The organism is Streptomyces venezuelae, from assembly GCF_008642335.1.
GTDB lineage: Bacteria > Actinomycetota > Actinomycetes > Streptomycetales > Streptomycetaceae > Streptomyces > Streptomyces venezuelae_F.
Map to the genome: position 1 here is coordinate 1,404,420 of NZ_CP029191.1, position 15,034 is coordinate 1,419,453.

Sequence of the window (15,034 nt, forward strand, 5' to 3'; positions counted from 1 at the left end):
GGGGGTCAGCCGCTGACGCCGCGGCCGAGCTCCCACAGCTGGAGGTTCGAGGAGGAGTTGAGGGCCCACTCGACGCCGGTGATGTCGTCGCGCGCCGCGATGTACTGCTTGCCCTGCCAGAGCGGAAGGACCGGGACGTCGTCGGCGACGAGGTCCTGGATCTTGCGGATGCTCTTGGAGGCGGCGAGCCGGTCGGCCTCGCGGCGGGACATCGGGATCAGCTGGTCGTTGATCGTGTCGTTGACGTACGGCGAGCCGAGGAAGTTGTCCTTGTCGAGGAACGGCGCGAGGAAGTTGTCGGCGTCGGGGAAGTCGGGGAACCAGCCCATGCCGTACGCCGCGTACTTGCCGTCGCGTTCGGCCGCGCGGAAGGTGTTCCACGGCACGCCCTTGACCGACACGTCGAACAGGCCGGAGTCGTTCAGCTGCTTCTGCAGCAGCTCGAACTCCTTCTTCGTGCCGGGGCCGTAGTGGTCGGTCGTGTAGTGCAGGGTCATCTTCACCGGCGTGGAGATGTTGGCCTTGTTGAGCAGGTTGCGGGCCTTGGCCGTGCTCGGGTTGCCGTACTTGTTGAAGAACGAGTTGGCGTGGCCGGTGATGGTCGAGGGCACCAGCGAGTACAGCGGGTCGGCCGTCGAGCCGTACACCGAGGAGGCGAGCGCGCCGCGGTCGACGAGCTGCGCGATGGCCTGGCGGACGGCCTTGTTCTTGGCCATGGGGGCGTCGGTGTTGAAGGCGAGGTAGCGGATCTCCAGGCCCTGCATGTCGACGAGGTCGATCTTCTTGCTCGTGGAGCCGTCGAGCTCCTTGACCTGCTCGGGCGACATGGTGCGCGTCATCAGGTCGATGTCGCCGTCCTCGAGCGCCTTGCCCATGGCGTCGGTGTCGGTGAAGTTGCTGAGCTCCACCTTGTCGCTCTGGATCTTGAACCCGCCCTTGTAGTGGGGGTTCTTGGTGAACACCGTCTTGACCAGGCGGTTGTCCTTGACCTCCTGCTCGGCGACGTACGGGCCGGAGCCGTCGACCTCGAAGCCGTCACGCAGCTTGTTCTTGCTGTAGTGCTCCTTGCTGATGATGCCCGCGGTGGGCGTCGCCAGCTTGAAGGGGAACGTCGCGTCGGGGGTCTTGAGGTGGAAGACGATGTCGCGGTCGCCCTGGACCTCGATCTCGTCGACGTTGGAGACCAGGCCGTCGGAGCCGCTGGGGTCCTTGAGCTTGATGTCGCGGACGCGCTCGATGGAGAACTTCACATCGGCGGCCGTCAGCGGTGAGCCGTCGGAGAACTTCAGCCCCTTGCGGAGGGTGCAGGCGTACCGCTCGTTGCCGGTGTCGGTGAAGCCGCACTGCTCGGCCGCCTCGGGCTGCGGGTCGCCGCCGCCGCGCGGCATGCCCATCAGCGTCTGCACGGTCTGGCGCAGGACGTTCCAGGAGCCCGCGTCGTAGGCGTACGCCGGGTCGAAGGGGGCCGGGACTTCCTTCGAGATGGCGAACGTGTCCGTGGTGCCGACCGCGATCGGCTTGTCGCCGTCGCCGCCGTCCGAGCCACCGCACGCGGCGAGCGCGGGGGCGAGCAGACCTATGACTGCCGGCAGCACCAAAGTCTTGCGGTTCATGCTCGACGTTCTCCAGAGCTCTTGAATCCCGTGAGTCCCGCAACGCGGGGTGTGGGTTGGTGGGGCACGGGGGGTGGGGCGATGTTCTCGCGACGAGATTAGTCCGCACCAGACGGGCGTCGGAGGGCGCATGAACGCGCTGTCGCTCACGCTGCGAAACCGGGCGTGGACACACCGATAACCCGACACCGGAAGGTTTCGTGCACGCTCCCACCAATCGGGACACAACGTCACGTCACACCGGACCCCGCAATCGCGGACAGCACACAAGGGCCCTACTGTCGACCCCCGTTCGGGTGGGAAACGTCACACACCGAAACAGGGTTGGCGATGAAACCGACGGAGCTGTCAGAGAGTCATCAGGCCTTGCAGGAAAGGCAGGTTGACGTGTTCGAGGGACGGCACGACCGTCCGGCCCGCGACGGCGGGGATGGGGGCGACCGACGGCACGGCCACCACGCGGCAGCCCGCGGCCTCCGCGGCGGCGACGCCGGTCGCGGTGTCCTCGATGACCGCGCATCTGGCGGGGTCCGCGCCGAGGCCCCTGGCCGCGAGGAGGTAGGGGTCGGGGTGGGGCTTGGTGCGGGCCACCTCGTCGCCGGCGACGGTGAGTTCGAAGTGGTGGGCGCCGATCGAGTCGAGGACGCGGTCGATGATGCGGCGGTGCGACGCGGACACCAGGGCCATCGGCACGCCGTGCGCGGCGAGTTCGGCGAGCAGGCGCGTGGCGCCCGGCATCAGCGGCAGGGTGCGGCTGATGCGGTTCTCGAAGCCGTCGTTGAGCAGCACGGTGAGCTCGGCGACGGTGATGTCGGCGCCGGTGGCCTCGATGAGGAAGCCGGCGCTGCGCGTCATGGGGCCGCCGACGACGACGTCGCGCCAGGCCTCGTCGAGAGCGTGGCCCAGGGAGGCGAATACCTCGACCTCGGCGTCCCACCAGAAGCCCTCGGTGTCCACGAGGGTGCCGTCCATGTCGAGGAGCACGCCCTGCAGGGCGGAGCTTTCGGCCATTGGGGTGCCGAGCGCGGGAACCGTACTGGTCAAGGCGACCACACCTTCCGTAAGGGACGAGAAGGCCGGTTGCCTCCTTTTCGCGGGAAGGCAACCGGCCTGCACTGGACCGACCAGTGTACGACTGCGCCGGATCAGCGCGCGTTGAAATATTTCGCCTCGGGGTGGTGGATGACGATCGCGTCGGTGGACTGCTCGGGGTGCAGCTGGAACTCCTCGGAAAGCTGTACGCCGATCCGCTCGGGCTGCAGGAGCTCGGCGATCTTGGCGCGGTCCTCCAGGTCGGGGCAGGCGCCGTAGCCGAGCGAGAAGCGCGCGCCGCGGTACTTCAGGGCGAACATGTCCTCCACGTCGGCGGGGTCCTCTCCCCCGAAGCCGAGTTCGGCGCGCACTCGGGCGTGCCAGTACTCCGCGAGGGCCTCGGCGAGCTGGACGGAGAGACCGTGCAGTTCGAGGTAGTCGCGGTAGGAGTCGGCGGCGAACAGTTCGGCGGTGGCCTCGCCGATCTTCGAGCCGACGGTGACCACCTGCAGTCCCACCACGTCCGTCTCGCCGGACTCCTCCGGGCGGAAGAAGTCGGCCAGGCACAGCCGGCGCCCGCGGCGCTGACGGGGGAAGGAGAAGCGGGTGCGCTCCGAACCGTCGTCGTTCAGGATGATCAGGTCGTCGCCCTTGGAGACGCACGGGAAGTAGCCGTAGACGACGGCCGCTTCCAGGAGGTTCTTGGTCTGCAGCTCATCCAGGAGACCGCGCAGGCGCGGGCGGCCCTCGCTCTCGACAAGCTCCTCGTACGTGGGTCCGTCCCCGGTACGGGCCTGCTTGAGGCCCCACTGCCCCTTGAACAGGGCGCCCTCGTCCAGCCAGGAGGCGTACTCCTTCAGCTGGATGCCCTTGATGACGCGGGTGCCCCAGAACGGCGGCGTGGGCAGCGGATTGTCGACGGCCACGTCGGAGCGCGAGGGGCCCTCCGGCTCCTCGACGACGACCGGGGCATCACGCTTGGGCACCCGGCGCTGCTTGAGCTCGGGCAGACTCGCGCCCGGCACGCCGCGCTTGACCGCGATGAGGGCGTCCATCAGGCGCAGGCCCTCGAACGCGTCGCGGGCGTAGCGCACTTCGCCCTCGTAGATCTCGTGCAGGTCCTGCTCGACGTAGGCGCGGGTGAGGGCGGCGCCGCCCAGGATGACGGGGTAGTCGGCGGCCATCTGGCGCTGGTTGAGCTCCTCCAGGTTCTCCTTCATGATCACCGTGGACTTGACCAGCAGCCCCGACATGCCGATGACGTCGGCCTTGTGCTCGGCGGCGGCGTCCAGGATCGCGGCGACCGGCTGCTTGATGCCGAGGTTGACGACGTTGTAGCCGTTGTTGGACAAGATGATGTCGACGAGGTTCTTGCCGATGTCGTGCACGTCGCCGCGGACGGTGGCCAGCACGATGGTGCCCTTGCCCTCCGCGTCCGACTTCTCCATGTGCGGCTCCAGATGCGCCACCGCCGTCTTCATCACCTCGGCCGACTGCAGCACGAAGGGCAGCTGCATCTGCCCGGAGCCGAACAGCTCACCGACGACCTTCATGCCCTCCAGCAGGGTGTTGTTGACGATGTCCAGGGCGGGGGTGTCCTGCAGCGCTTCGTCGAGGTCGGCCTCCAGGCCGTTCTTCTCGCCGTCGATGATGCGCCGCTGCAACCGCTCGTCCAATGGCAGGGCGAGGAGTTCCTCGGCCTTGCCCGCCTTCATCGACTTCGTCGAGACGCCCTCGAAGAGCTCCATCAGCTTTTGCAGCGGGTCATAACCCTCGGCGCGCCGGTCGTAGATCAGGTCGAGGGCGACCTTGACCTGCTCCTCCTCCAGCCGCGCGATCGGCAGGATTTTCGAGGCGTGCACGATCGCCGAATCCAGACCCGCCTTCACACACTCGTCCAGGAAGACGGAGTTGAGGACGACGCGGGCGGCCGGGTTGAGGCCGAAGGAGATGTTGGACAGGCCCAGCGTGGTCTGCACGTCCGGGTGGCGCTTCTTCAGCTCACGGATCGCCTCGATGGTGGCGATACCGTCCTTGCGGGACTCCTCCTGGCCGGTGCAGATGGTGAAGGTCAGGGTGTCGATGAGAAGGTCCGACTCCTGAATGCCCCAGTTCGTCGTCAAGTCCTCGATCAGGCGCTCGGCGATGGCGACCTTGTGCTCAGGGGTGCGGGCCTGGCCCTCCTCGTCGATGGTCAGCGCGATCAGCGCGGCGCCGTGCTCCTTGGCCAGCGCGGTGACCTTCGCGAAGCGGGACTCGGGGCCATCCCCGTCCTCGTAGTTGACGGAGTTGATGACCGCGCGGCCGCCCAGCTTCTCCAGGCCGGCCTGGATGACGGGGACCTCGGTGGAGTCCAGGACGATGGGCAGCGTGGAGGCGGTGGCGAAACGCCCGGCCAGCTCCTCCATGTCGGCCACGCCGTCGCGGCCCACATAGTCCACGCACAGGTCCAGCATGTGCGCGCCCTCACGGATCTGATCGCGCGCCATCTCCACACAGTCGTCCCAGCGCCCCTCCAGCATCGCCTCACGGAACTTCTTGGAGCCGTTGGCGTTGGTGCGCTCCCCGATCGCCATGTACGAGGTGTCCTGGCGGAACGGCACCGTCTGGTACAGCGACGCGGCGCCCGGCTCGGGGCGCGGGTCGCGCGGGGCCGTCTCGACACCCCGGACCCGCTCCACGACCTGGCGCAGGTGTTCCGGGGTGGTGCCGCAGCAGCCGCCGACCAGGGAGAGGCCGTAGTCGCGGACGAAGTTCTCCTGGGCGTCGGCCAGCTCCGAGGCCGACAGGGGGTAGTGCGCGCCGTCCTTGCCGAGGACCGGGAGGCCCGCGTTCGGCATGCAGGAGAGCGGGATGCGGGAGTGCCGGGCGAGGTAGCGCAGGTGCTCGCTCATCTCGGCGGGGCCGGTGGCGCAGTTCAGGCCGATCATGTCGATGCCCAGCGGCTCCAGGGCGGTCAGGGCCGCCCCGATCTCGGAGCCCAGGAGCATGGTGCCGGTCGTCTCGACGGTGACCGAGCAGATCAGCGGGAGGTTCGCGCCGGTGGCGTCCAGGGCGCGGCGGGCGCCGAGGATGGCGGCCTTCGTCTGCAGGAGGTCCTGGGTGGTCTCCACCAGGAGGGCGTCGGCGCCGCCGGCGATCATGCCTTCGGCGTTGGTCTGGTAGGCGTCGCGCAGGACGGTGTACGGGGCGTGGCCGAGCGTCGGCAGCTTCGTGCCGGGGCCCATGGAGCCGAGGACCCAGCGCTGCTGTCCGGTGGAGGCGGTGAACTCGTCGGCGACCTCGCGGGCGATGCGGACGCCCGCCTCGGAGAGCTCGAAGTTCCGGTCGGCGATGTCGTACTCGGTCAGCGCCGCAAAGTTCGCGCCGAAAGTGTTGGTCTCCACGCAGTCCACGCCGACCGCGAAGTACTCCTCGTGGACGGAGCGCACGATGTCGGGGCGGGTGACGTTGAGGATCTCGTTGCAGCCCTCGAGCTGCTGGAAGTCGTCGAGCGTCGGGTCCTGCGCCTGGAGCATGGTGCCCATCGCGCCGTCGGCCACCACCACGCGGGTGGCGAGGGCCTCGCGGAGGGCGTCGGCTCGGGTCCTGCTCTCGGACGAAACAGGCGTGGGCTGCGACGACGGGGTTGGCGACGAGGCCATGAAAGAGCTCCCTGGAGTGCGACGGCTGTCGGCTTTGCGTCCTCTGGCTGGAGGGCGCACTCGGTCAGGGTAGCCGGGACCATGGTCCCGTTGTGAAGTAGTCCACGGGACGGACGGGCCGGGCGGGTTCGGCCGGATCGGGTCACCGGGGTGGTCCTCGGGTACAGGACAGGCCGTCCGCGTATTAGCGGCAGGTCGACAACGACCGATAGTGTTCAGCATTGTCGAACGTCGAATTGGTGCTAGGGGACGGAGGTCGGGGCTGCGATGGCACGCAACATCCAGTCGCTCGAAAGGGCCGCGGCGATGCTGCGGCTGCTCGCGGGCGGCGAGCGACGGCTCGGCCTCTCCGAGATCGCCTCCGCCCTCGATCTCGCCAAGGGTACGGCGCACGGCATTCTGCGCACCCTGCAGGCGGAGGGCTTCGTGGAGCAGGACTCCGCGTCGGGCCGCTATCAGCTGGGCGCGGAGCTGCTGCGTCTCGGCAACAGCTATCTGGACGTGCACGAGCTGCGGGCGCGCGCCCTGGTGTGGACGGACGATCTGGCCCGTTCCAGCGGCGAGAGCGTGCACCTGGGGGTCCTGCACCAGCAGGGCGTGCTGATCGTCCACCACGTCTTCCGGCCCGACGACAGCCGTCAGGTCCTGGAGGTGGGGGCCATGCAGCCGCTGCACTCCACGGCGCTCGGCAAGGTCCTGTCGGCGTACGACCCGGTGGCGCACAACGAAGCCGTCGAGGTGGAGCGGAAGACGTTCACCGTACACACGGTGGCCGATCCCGAAGGGTTCGAGGGCGTCCTCGATCTGACTCGCGCGCGCGGGTACGCGTCGGACGTCGAGGAGACCTGGGAGGGCATCGCCTCCGTGGCCGCGCCCATTCACGACCGGCGGCGGATGCCGGTCGGCGCGGTCGGTGTCACGGGCGCCGTGGAGCGCGTGTGCAAGGACGGGGAGCTGCGGCCCGAGCTGATCGCCGCGGTGCGGGACTGCGCGCGTGCGGTGTCCCGGGATCTGGGCGCCGGGCGGTTCTGAGCCCGGCGGGCGGCAGGGCGGGGCGGCGGTTCGACGTGCAGGTGGCACGGGTTCGCGCGACGATCTATGGACGTATCCGGGCCCTGGGTGAACGGGCTTGGTCGGGTGTCGGACGGGTGGGTCCGGACCGATAGGTCGAAACGATCAATAACGATCGTGTTTTCAATAACAGAACTCTTGACGAGCGAGTAACCCCGGAGCGAGACTCGCGTCCATCGGTCGGCATTGTCGAACACCTACCGGCATTACGCGCTAGAGTGGGACAAGGCCAAGGGCCGGCAACGACCTCACCTGAGGTCGCGGACCACCGGAGGGACCCGGGGTTCGCCTTCCCCTGGACGAAGGACAAAGGAGTCGCGGGTGTCCAGCTCCGACATCTTCATCGGCGAGACCATCGGTACCGCCGTGCTCATCCTGCTCGGCGGTGGCGTGTGCGCCGCCGTCACGCTCAAGCGCTCAAAGGCCAAGGACGCCGGCTGGCTCGCGATCACCTTCGGGTGGGGCTTCGCGGTACTGACCGGTGCCTACCTCGCGGGCGGCGTCTCCGGCGCCCACCTGAACCCGGCGGTCACGCTCGGGCTCGCCATCGAGGGCGGCACCAAGTGGAGCGACGTTCCGCTCTACCTGGCCTCGCAGCTGCTGGGCGCGATGATCGGCGCCGTGCTGGTGTGGGTCACGTACATGGGCCAGTTCAAGGCCCACCTGACCGACCCCGAGATCCTCGCGGCGCAGCCCGTCGAGGAGGGCATGGTCGACCAGAAGGCCGCCCCCGCGGCGGGACCGGTGCTCGGGATCTTCTCGACGGGCCCCGAGATCCGCAACTACGTCCAGAACGTGCTCACGGAGATCATCGCCACGGTCGTCCTGGTCCTCGCCATCCTCACGCAGGGCCTCAACGACGGCGGCAACGGCCTCGGCGTCCTCGGCGCGCTCATCACCGCGCTCGTCGTGGTCGGCATCGGCCTCTCGCTCGGTGGCCCCACGGGCTACGCGATCAACCCCGTCCGTGACCTCGGTCCGCGCATCGTCCACTCCGTGCTCCCGCTGCCGAACAAGGGCAGCTCGGACTGGTCGTACGCCTGGGTTCCGATCGTCGGCCCGCTGATCGGCGGCGCCATCGCCGGCGGTCTCTACAACGTCGCGTTCAAGTAGACCCGCGACAGCGACCGATGACCGGCACAGACGCCGAGACCGACAGCCAAGAACTTCTGGAGCACACCGTGACCGACGCACACACCGCAGGCCCCTTCATCGCGGCCATCGACCAGGGCACCACCTCGAGCCGCTGCATCGTCTTCGACAAGGACGGCCGGATCGTCTCCGTCGACCAGAAGGAGCACGAGCAGATCTTCCCGAAGCCGGGATGGGTCGAGCACGACGCCGCCGAGATCTGGACCAACGTCCAGGAGGTCGTCGCCGGAGCCGTCTCCAAGGCCGGCATCACCCGCGACGACATCAAGGCGATCGGCATCACCAACCAGCGTGAGACCACGCTGCTGTGGGACAAGAACACCGGCGAGCCGGTGCACAACGCCATCGTCTGGCAGGACACCCGCACCGACGCGCTCTGCAAGGAGCTCGGGCGCAACGTCGGCCAGGACCGCTTCCGCCGCGAGACCGGCCTGCCGCTCGCCTCGTACTTCGCGGGTCCCAAGGCCCGCTGGCTGCTCGACCACGTCGACGGCCTGCGCGAGCGCGCCGAGGCCGGCGACATCCTCTTCGGCACCATGGACTCCTGGGTCATCTGGAACCTCACGGGCGGTGTGAACGGCGGCAAGCACGTCACCGACGTCACCAACGCCTCCCGCACCATGCTGATGAACCTCCACAAGATGGAGTGGGACGCCAGAATCTGTGAGTCCATCGGCGTGCCGATGGCGATGCTCCCCGAGATCCGCTCCTCCGCCGAGGTCTACGGCGAGGTCACCGGCGGACAGCTCGGCGACCTGCTCGGCGGCATCCCCGTCGCCTCCGCGCTCGGCGACCAGCAGGCGGCCCTGTTCGGCCAGACCTGCTTCGACGAGGGCGAGGCCAAGTCCACGTACGGCACCGGCACGTTCATGCTCCTGAACACCGGTGACAAGGCCATCAACTCCTACTCGGGCCTGCTGACCACGGTCGGCTACCAGATCGGCGACCAGAAGCCGGTCTACGCCCTGGAGGGCTCCATCGCCGTCACCGGTTCGCTGGTGCAGTGGATGCGCGACCAGATGGGCCTGATCAACTCCGCCGCCGAGATCGAGACGCTCGCGTCGTCGGTCGAGGACAACGGCGGCGCCTACTTCGTACCGGCCTTCTCCGGCCTGTTCGCCCCGTACTGGCGCTCCGACGCCCGCGGTGTGATCGCCGGTCTGACCCGGTACGTCACCAAGGCGCACATCGCGCGCGCCGTCCTGGAGGCCACGGCCTGGCAGACCCGTGAGATCACCGACGCCATGACGAAGGACTCCGGCGTCGAGCTCGCGGCACTCAAGGTCGACGGCGGCATGACCTCCAACAACCTGCTGATGCAGACCATCTCGGACTTCCTCGACGCACCCGTGGTGCGCCCGATGGTCGCCGAGACGACCTGCCTCGGTGCCGCCTACGCCGCCGGCCTCGCCGTCGGCTTCTGGTCCTCGACCGACGAGCTGCGCGCCAACTGGCGGCGGGCCGCGGAGTGGACCCCCCACATGGACGCGGGCACCCGCGACCGTGAGTACAAGAGCTGGCTCAAGGCCGTCGAGCGGTCCATGGGTTGGCTCGACGAGAGTGGCGAGGAGTAAGACACATGACCACCCTGCAGAGCGTCCCTGCCCTCGGGACGCATCCGGCCGCCGGTTCCCACCAGAGCCGCGCCGAGACCCGGGAGCAGCTTTCCAAGGCGACGTACGACCTCCTGGTGATCGGCGGCGGGATCCTGGGCATCTCCACCGCCTGGCATGCCGCGCAGTCGGGACTGCGGGTGGCCCTGGTGGACGCCGGTGACTTCGCCGGCGCCACCTCCTCAGCCTCCTCCAAGCTGCTCCACGGCGGTCTGCGCTACCTGCAGACCGGCGCGGTGAAGCTGGTCGCGGAGAACCACTTCGAGCGTCGCGCGGTCTCCCGTCAGGTGGCCCCCCACCTGGCGAACCCGCTCACGTTCTACCTGCCGGTCTACAAGGGCGGCCCGCACGGGGCCGCCAAGCTCGGCGCGGGCGTGTTCGCGTACAGCGCGCTCTCCGCGTTCGGCGACGGCGTCGGCCACCTCCTGTCGCCGTCGAAGGCCGCGCAGGACGTGCCGGAGCTGCGCACGGACAACCTGAAGGCCGTCGCGGTCTACGGCGACGACCAGATGAACGACGCCCGCATGGCCCTGATGACGGTCCGCGCGGCCGTCGAGGCCGGTGCCGCCGTCCTCAACCACGCCGAGGTCACGGGTCTGCGCTTCACCAAGGGCCGGGTCACGGGCGCTGAGCTCAAGGACCGCACGACCGGTGACGAGTTCGGTGTCAACGCCCGGCTGGTCCTGAACGCGACCGGACCCTGGGTCGACCACCTGCGCAAGATGGAGAACCCGGCCGCCGCGCCCTCCATCCGCCTGTCCAAGGGCGCGCACCTGGTCCTCAAGCGCACCGCCCCCTGGAAGGCCGCGCTGGCCACCCCGATCGACAAGTACCGCATCACGTTCGCCCTGCCGTGGGAGGACATGCTGCTGCTCGGCACCACGGACGAGGAGTTCGAGGGCGACCCGGCGGACGTGCGCGTCACCGAGGCCGACACCGCGCAGATCCTGGACGAGGCCGCGTTCTCCATCCGCGACCAGCAGCTGTCGCGGGACCTGATCACGTACTCCTTCGCGGGTCTGCGGGTGCTGCCCGGCGGCCCCGGCGACACCTCGAAGGCCAAGCGCGAGACGGTCGTCACCGAGGGCGCGGGCGGCATGCTGTCGGTCGCGGGCGGCAAGTGGACGACGTTCCGCCACATCGGCCGGACCATCATGAAGAAGCTGGAGTCGCTGCCGGGCCACCCGCTGGGCGACGACTACGAGCCGGTCTCCTCGCTGCCGAAGAAGCTGCCGCTGCCCGGCATCGCGAACCCGCGCGCCGTCGCCCACCGCCTCCTGGTGGACGGCCCGGCGCCCGGCCCGCGCATGGCCGCCGACACCGCCAAGCACCTGGCGACGCACTACGGCTCGCTCTCCTTCGACATCGCCCGCCTGGCGAACGAGAACCCGGAGCTCGCCGAGCGCGTCCACCCGGACGCCCCGGAGATCTGGGCCCAGGTCGTCTACGCCCGCGACAACGAGTGGGCCGAGACCGCGGACGACGTGCTGCGCCGCCGTACGACGCTGACGATCCGCGGCCTGGCCACGGACGAGGTGCGCGGCAAGGTCGAGGACCTGCTGAAGAAGAAGGCCTGACGGACATCTTCGTAGCAGGCCGGTAGAGGGTCGGTAAGGGGCGATCGCCATGGGCGGTCGCCCCTTACTCATGCCCTGCCGCTCATGCCCTGCCGCTCATGCCCTGCCGCTCATGCCCTGCCGCTCATGCCCTGCCGCTCATGCCCTGCCGCTCATGCCCTGCCGCTCATGCCCTGCCGCTCGTGCCACACCGCCGCCACAGCCCCGCAACGTTCGGCGCGCAGTGTTGAACCATGAAGTTTCAAGTGCTGTCCCTCATCTCCCACTCCCCGCATCCCCTGACCGGTGAACTTCCCTCCCCCGCCGAACGGTTCGAGGACGTCATCGAGATCGGTGTGACGGCGGAGCGGCTCGGGTACGACGCCTACGCCGTGGGCGAGCGGCACGCGGGGGCCTTCCTGTCGTCGAGCCCGACCGTCGTGCTCGGCGCCCTCGCCGCGCGCACCTCCCGGATCAGACTCCTGACCGGTGTCACCGTCGTCGCGATCCTCGACCCCGTGCGGGTCGCCGAGGACTACGCGACGCTCGACCAGATCTCGCGCGGCCGGGTGGAACTCGTCGTCGGCAAGGGCGCCGAAGCCGGGCACTTCGACCTGTTCGGGCTCGACGAGGCCCGGCAGTGGGACCTCCAGCGCGAGAAGTACGAACTGCTGCGCCGCCTGTGGGACGAGGAGAACGTCGACTGGGAGGGCGAGTTCCGGCCGCCGTTGAAGGACGTGACGACCGTCCCGCGCCCCTACGCGGGCACGCCGCGCGTCTGGCACGGTTCGGCGACCTCTCTCAACTCCCCCGAGCTGGCGGCCAAGCACGGCGACCCGCTCTTCACCGCCAACGCCATCCAGCCGCGTTCGGCGTACGCCTCGCTCATCGGCCATTACCGCGAGCGGTTCGAGGCGTACGGCCACGATCCGGCCCGCGCGCACGTGGCGGCGGGCTCCGGCGGGCTGCTCATCGCGGACACCGCCGAGCAGGCGGTGGCGCGCTACAAGGAGCTGTACGAGGCGAAGGTCGCCCAGACGTTCCGGCCCGACCTGGCGGGCAAGGCGGGTTACAACACGCCGTTCCGCACCATCGAGGACGCCATCGCGGACGGGCCTCAGCTCATCGGCTCACCGCAGCAGATCATCGACAAGATCCTCGGCTACCACGAGGTGTACGGCCACGACCTGCAGTCCATCTCGGTGGACGGCTTCGGACTCTCGCGCGGCGAGCAGACCGAGACGCTGCAACGGTTCGCGGAGGAGATCGCGCCGGTGGTGCGCAGGGCCGCGCCGTCCACGCTGTGGGACACCCTGTGACGCGCCGACGGCGCGGACTACGATCCGAAGAACAGCTCTGACCTGCCCTGGAGTGACCCATGACTCTCCTCACGACCTGGCCGGAAACCGGCCCCGAGACCGTCGTGCGCCGCACCTCGGACCCGGTCGAGATCGCCGCCGCGCTCGCCCCGGTCGGCGTGCGGTACGAGCAGTGGCCGGTGCGCGAGGACGTGCCCGCCGACGCCGACAGCGACACCGTGTTCGCGGCGTACCGCACGGAGATCGACAAGCTCAACGCCGAAGAGGGCTTCCGGACCGTGGACGTGGTGGCGCTGCACCCGCCGGTCGGCGACGACCCCGAGTGGGCCGGGAAGGCGCGGGCCGCCCGGCAGAAGTTCCTCGCCGAGCACACGCACGAGGACGATGACGAGGTGCGGTTCTTCGTCGCGGGCGCCGGGATCTTCTACCTCCACGTGGGCGGCGAGGTGCACGCCGTGTACTGCGAGAAGGGCGACCTGCTGGGCGTGCCGCGCGGTACGACGCACTGGTTCGACATGGGGACGTCCCCCGCGTTCACGGCGATCCGCTTCTTCCACGAGGAGGACGGCTGGATCGGCACGTTCACGGGCAGCCCGATCGCGGACCGCTTCCCCGACTTCGACGAGATCCACGCGGGGTACGCCGCGTGAGTGCCGTTCCGGTGCACGACGTGGACGCCGTGGTGCTCGACATCGAGGGCACCACGAGCGCCACGGGGTTCGTGGTCGACGTGCTGTACCCGTACGCCCGCGAGCGGTTCGGTGAGCTGCTCGCCTCGCGGGGCACCGAGCCGGAGGTGGCGCGGGCCGTCGCGCAGGTGCGGGCGGAGATCGGCGAGCCGGACGCGGACGCGGCGCGGGTGGAGAAGGTCCTCGGCGCCTGGGCCGACGCCGACCGCAAGGCGACGCCCCTGAAGACGCTCCAGGGCATCCTGTGGGCGGAGGGCTTCGCGCGCGGGGAGCTCGTCTCGCACTTCTACCCGGACGTCATCCCGGTGCTGCGGCGCTGGCACGCGGACGGAGTGCGGCTGTACGTGTACTCGTCCGGCTCCGTGTCCGCGCAGCGGGCGTGGTTCGCGCACTCCGCGGAGGGTGACCTGCTGGATCTCGTCAGCGGTCTGTACGACACGGAGAACGCGGGCCCCAAGCAGGAGGCGGCCTCCTACCGGGCCATCGCCTCGTCCACCGGAGTCGCCCCCGGGCGGCTGCTCTTCCTCTCCGACCGGCCCGGCGAGCTGGACGCGGCGCGGGCCGCGGGCTGGCGGTCGGTCGGGGTGCGCCGGGCCGGGGAGCCCTACGCCGACGCCGACTTCGGCGACCACCCGCAGGTCTCGGACTTCTCCGGGATCACCCTTGCCGCTAGGAGCAGTTCATGACCGAGACCACCGCCGCGGCCCTGGACCTGGAGGGGGCGGGGGCCGTGCTCGCCGCGGAGGCGGCGCGGTTCGCTTCCTTCGGCTGGATGCGCGGGACGTCGGGGAATCTGTCCCTGGTCCTGTCTCGGGACCCGCTGCGGCTGGCCGTCACGGCGAGCGGCCGGGACAAGGGCGAGCTGACGGCGTCGGACGTGGTGCTGACGGACGGCGCGGGCGTCGCGGTCGGACCCGGGCGCCCCTCCGCCGAAGCCGCCCTGCACGCGCGCGTGGTGCGGCTCACGGGGGCGGGCGCGGTGGTGCACGTGCACACCGTGGCGTCGGTGGTCATGGGGCAGCGGTCGCCCGCGGGGATCCCGTTCGAGAACCTGGAGATGTTGAAGGGGCTCGGGCATCCGACGCACGAGGTGGCGGCGGTGCTGCCGGTGATCGAGAACAGCCAGGACATGACCGTGCTCGGCGACCGCCTGGAGGCGGCGCTCCGGCCGGGGATGCCGGCGGTGGTGGTCGCCGGGCACGGGATCTATGTCTGGGGGGCGGATCCTCGCGAGGCGCGGCATCGGGCCGAGGTCGTGGAGTGGCTCCTCGAGCTGGCGGCGGTGCGGGGCTGAGGTTGTGCCTCCGGAGGTTTCTTCCCCGATCCCGCCCCTTCCCGAAACCGG

General features: G+C 69.7%; 11 protein-coding genes. 8 read left to right on the forward strand and 3 right to left on the reverse strand.

The window, feature by feature from the left end:
• Window positions 1–5: 5 nt before the first annotated feature.
• The 3 genes from DEJ49_RS06225 to metH form a co-directional block, all read right to left on the reverse strand.
• Entirely contained in the window at window positions 6–1,613 is a 1,608-nt protein-coding gene (locus tag DEJ49_RS06225) for an ABC transporter substrate-binding protein (RefSeq protein WP_150183095.1), read from the reverse strand.
• A gap of 348 nt (window positions 1,614–1,961) precedes the next feature.
• A complete protein-coding gene (locus DEJ49_RS06230) occupies window positions 1,962–2,657 on the reverse strand; it encodes an HAD family hydrolase (protein ID WP_150183096.1) in 696 nt (231 codons plus the stop codon).
• A gap of 101 nt (window positions 2,658–2,758) precedes the next feature.
• Window positions 2,759–6,289, reverse strand: a complete 3,531-nt coding sequence (metH, locus tag DEJ49_RS06235; protein ID WP_150183098.1) for a methionine synthase — start codon at window positions 6,287–6,289, stop codon at window positions 2,759–2,761.
• A 267-nt stretch (window positions 6,290–6,556) separates the two neighbouring features.
• Here metH and DEJ49_RS06240 point away from each other — a divergent pair, with 267 nt between their 5' ends.
• The 8 genes from DEJ49_RS06240 (at window position 6,557) to mtnB (ending at window position 14,983) form a co-directional block, all read left to right on the forward strand.
• A complete protein-coding gene (locus DEJ49_RS06240) occupies window positions 6,557–7,321 on the forward strand; it encodes an IclR family transcriptional regulator (RefSeq protein WP_150183100.1) in 765 nt (254 codons plus the stop codon).
• 360 nt (window positions 7,322–7,681) lie between these two features.
• Window positions 7,682–8,473 (forward strand): MIP/aquaporin family protein, encoded by a 792-nt coding sequence (locus tag DEJ49_RS06245; RefSeq protein WP_150183101.1) that lies wholly within the window; start codon window positions 7,682–7,684, stop codon window positions 8,471–8,473.
• Between the two features lie 68 nt (window positions 8,474–8,541).
• Window positions 8,542–10,086 (forward strand): glycerol kinase GlpK, encoded by a 1,545-nt coding sequence (gene glpK / locus DEJ49_RS06250; RefSeq protein WP_150183102.1) that lies wholly within the window; start codon window positions 8,542–8,544, stop codon window positions 10,084–10,086.
• A gap of 5 nt (window positions 10,087–10,091) precedes the next feature.
• On the forward strand, window positions 10,092–11,702 hold the full coding sequence (locus DEJ49_RS06255) for a glycerol-3-phosphate dehydrogenase/oxidase (RefSeq protein WP_150183104.1): 1,611 nt from the start codon (window positions 10,092–10,094) through the stop codon (window positions 11,700–11,702).
• Between the two features lie 233 nt (window positions 11,703–11,935).
• Entirely contained in the window at window positions 11,936–13,000 is a 1,065-nt protein-coding gene (locus DEJ49_RS06260; RefSeq protein ID WP_150183106.1) for an LLM class flavin-dependent oxidoreductase, read from the forward strand.
• Between the two features lie 59 nt (window positions 13,001–13,059).
• Window positions 13,060–13,650, forward strand: a complete 591-nt coding sequence (locus DEJ49_RS06265) for a 1,2-dihydroxy-3-keto-5-methylthiopentene dioxygenase (protein WP_150183108.1) — start codon at window positions 13,060–13,062, stop codon at window positions 13,648–13,650.
• Window positions 13,647–14,375, forward strand: coding sequence for an acireductone synthase (gene mtnC, locus DEJ49_RS06270; protein WP_190329272.1), 729 nt, complete (start codon window positions 13,647–13,649; stop codon window positions 14,373–14,375). Before DEJ49_RS06265 ends, mtnC begins: the two co-directional genes overlap by 4 nt.
• On the forward strand, window positions 14,372–14,983 hold the full coding sequence (gene mtnB / locus DEJ49_RS06275) for a methylthioribulose 1-phosphate dehydratase (RefSeq protein ID WP_150183109.1): 612 nt from the start codon (window positions 14,372–14,374) through the stop codon (window positions 14,981–14,983). Before mtnC ends, mtnB begins: the two co-directional genes overlap by 4 nt.
• Window positions 14,984–15,034: the final 51 nt, after the last annotated feature.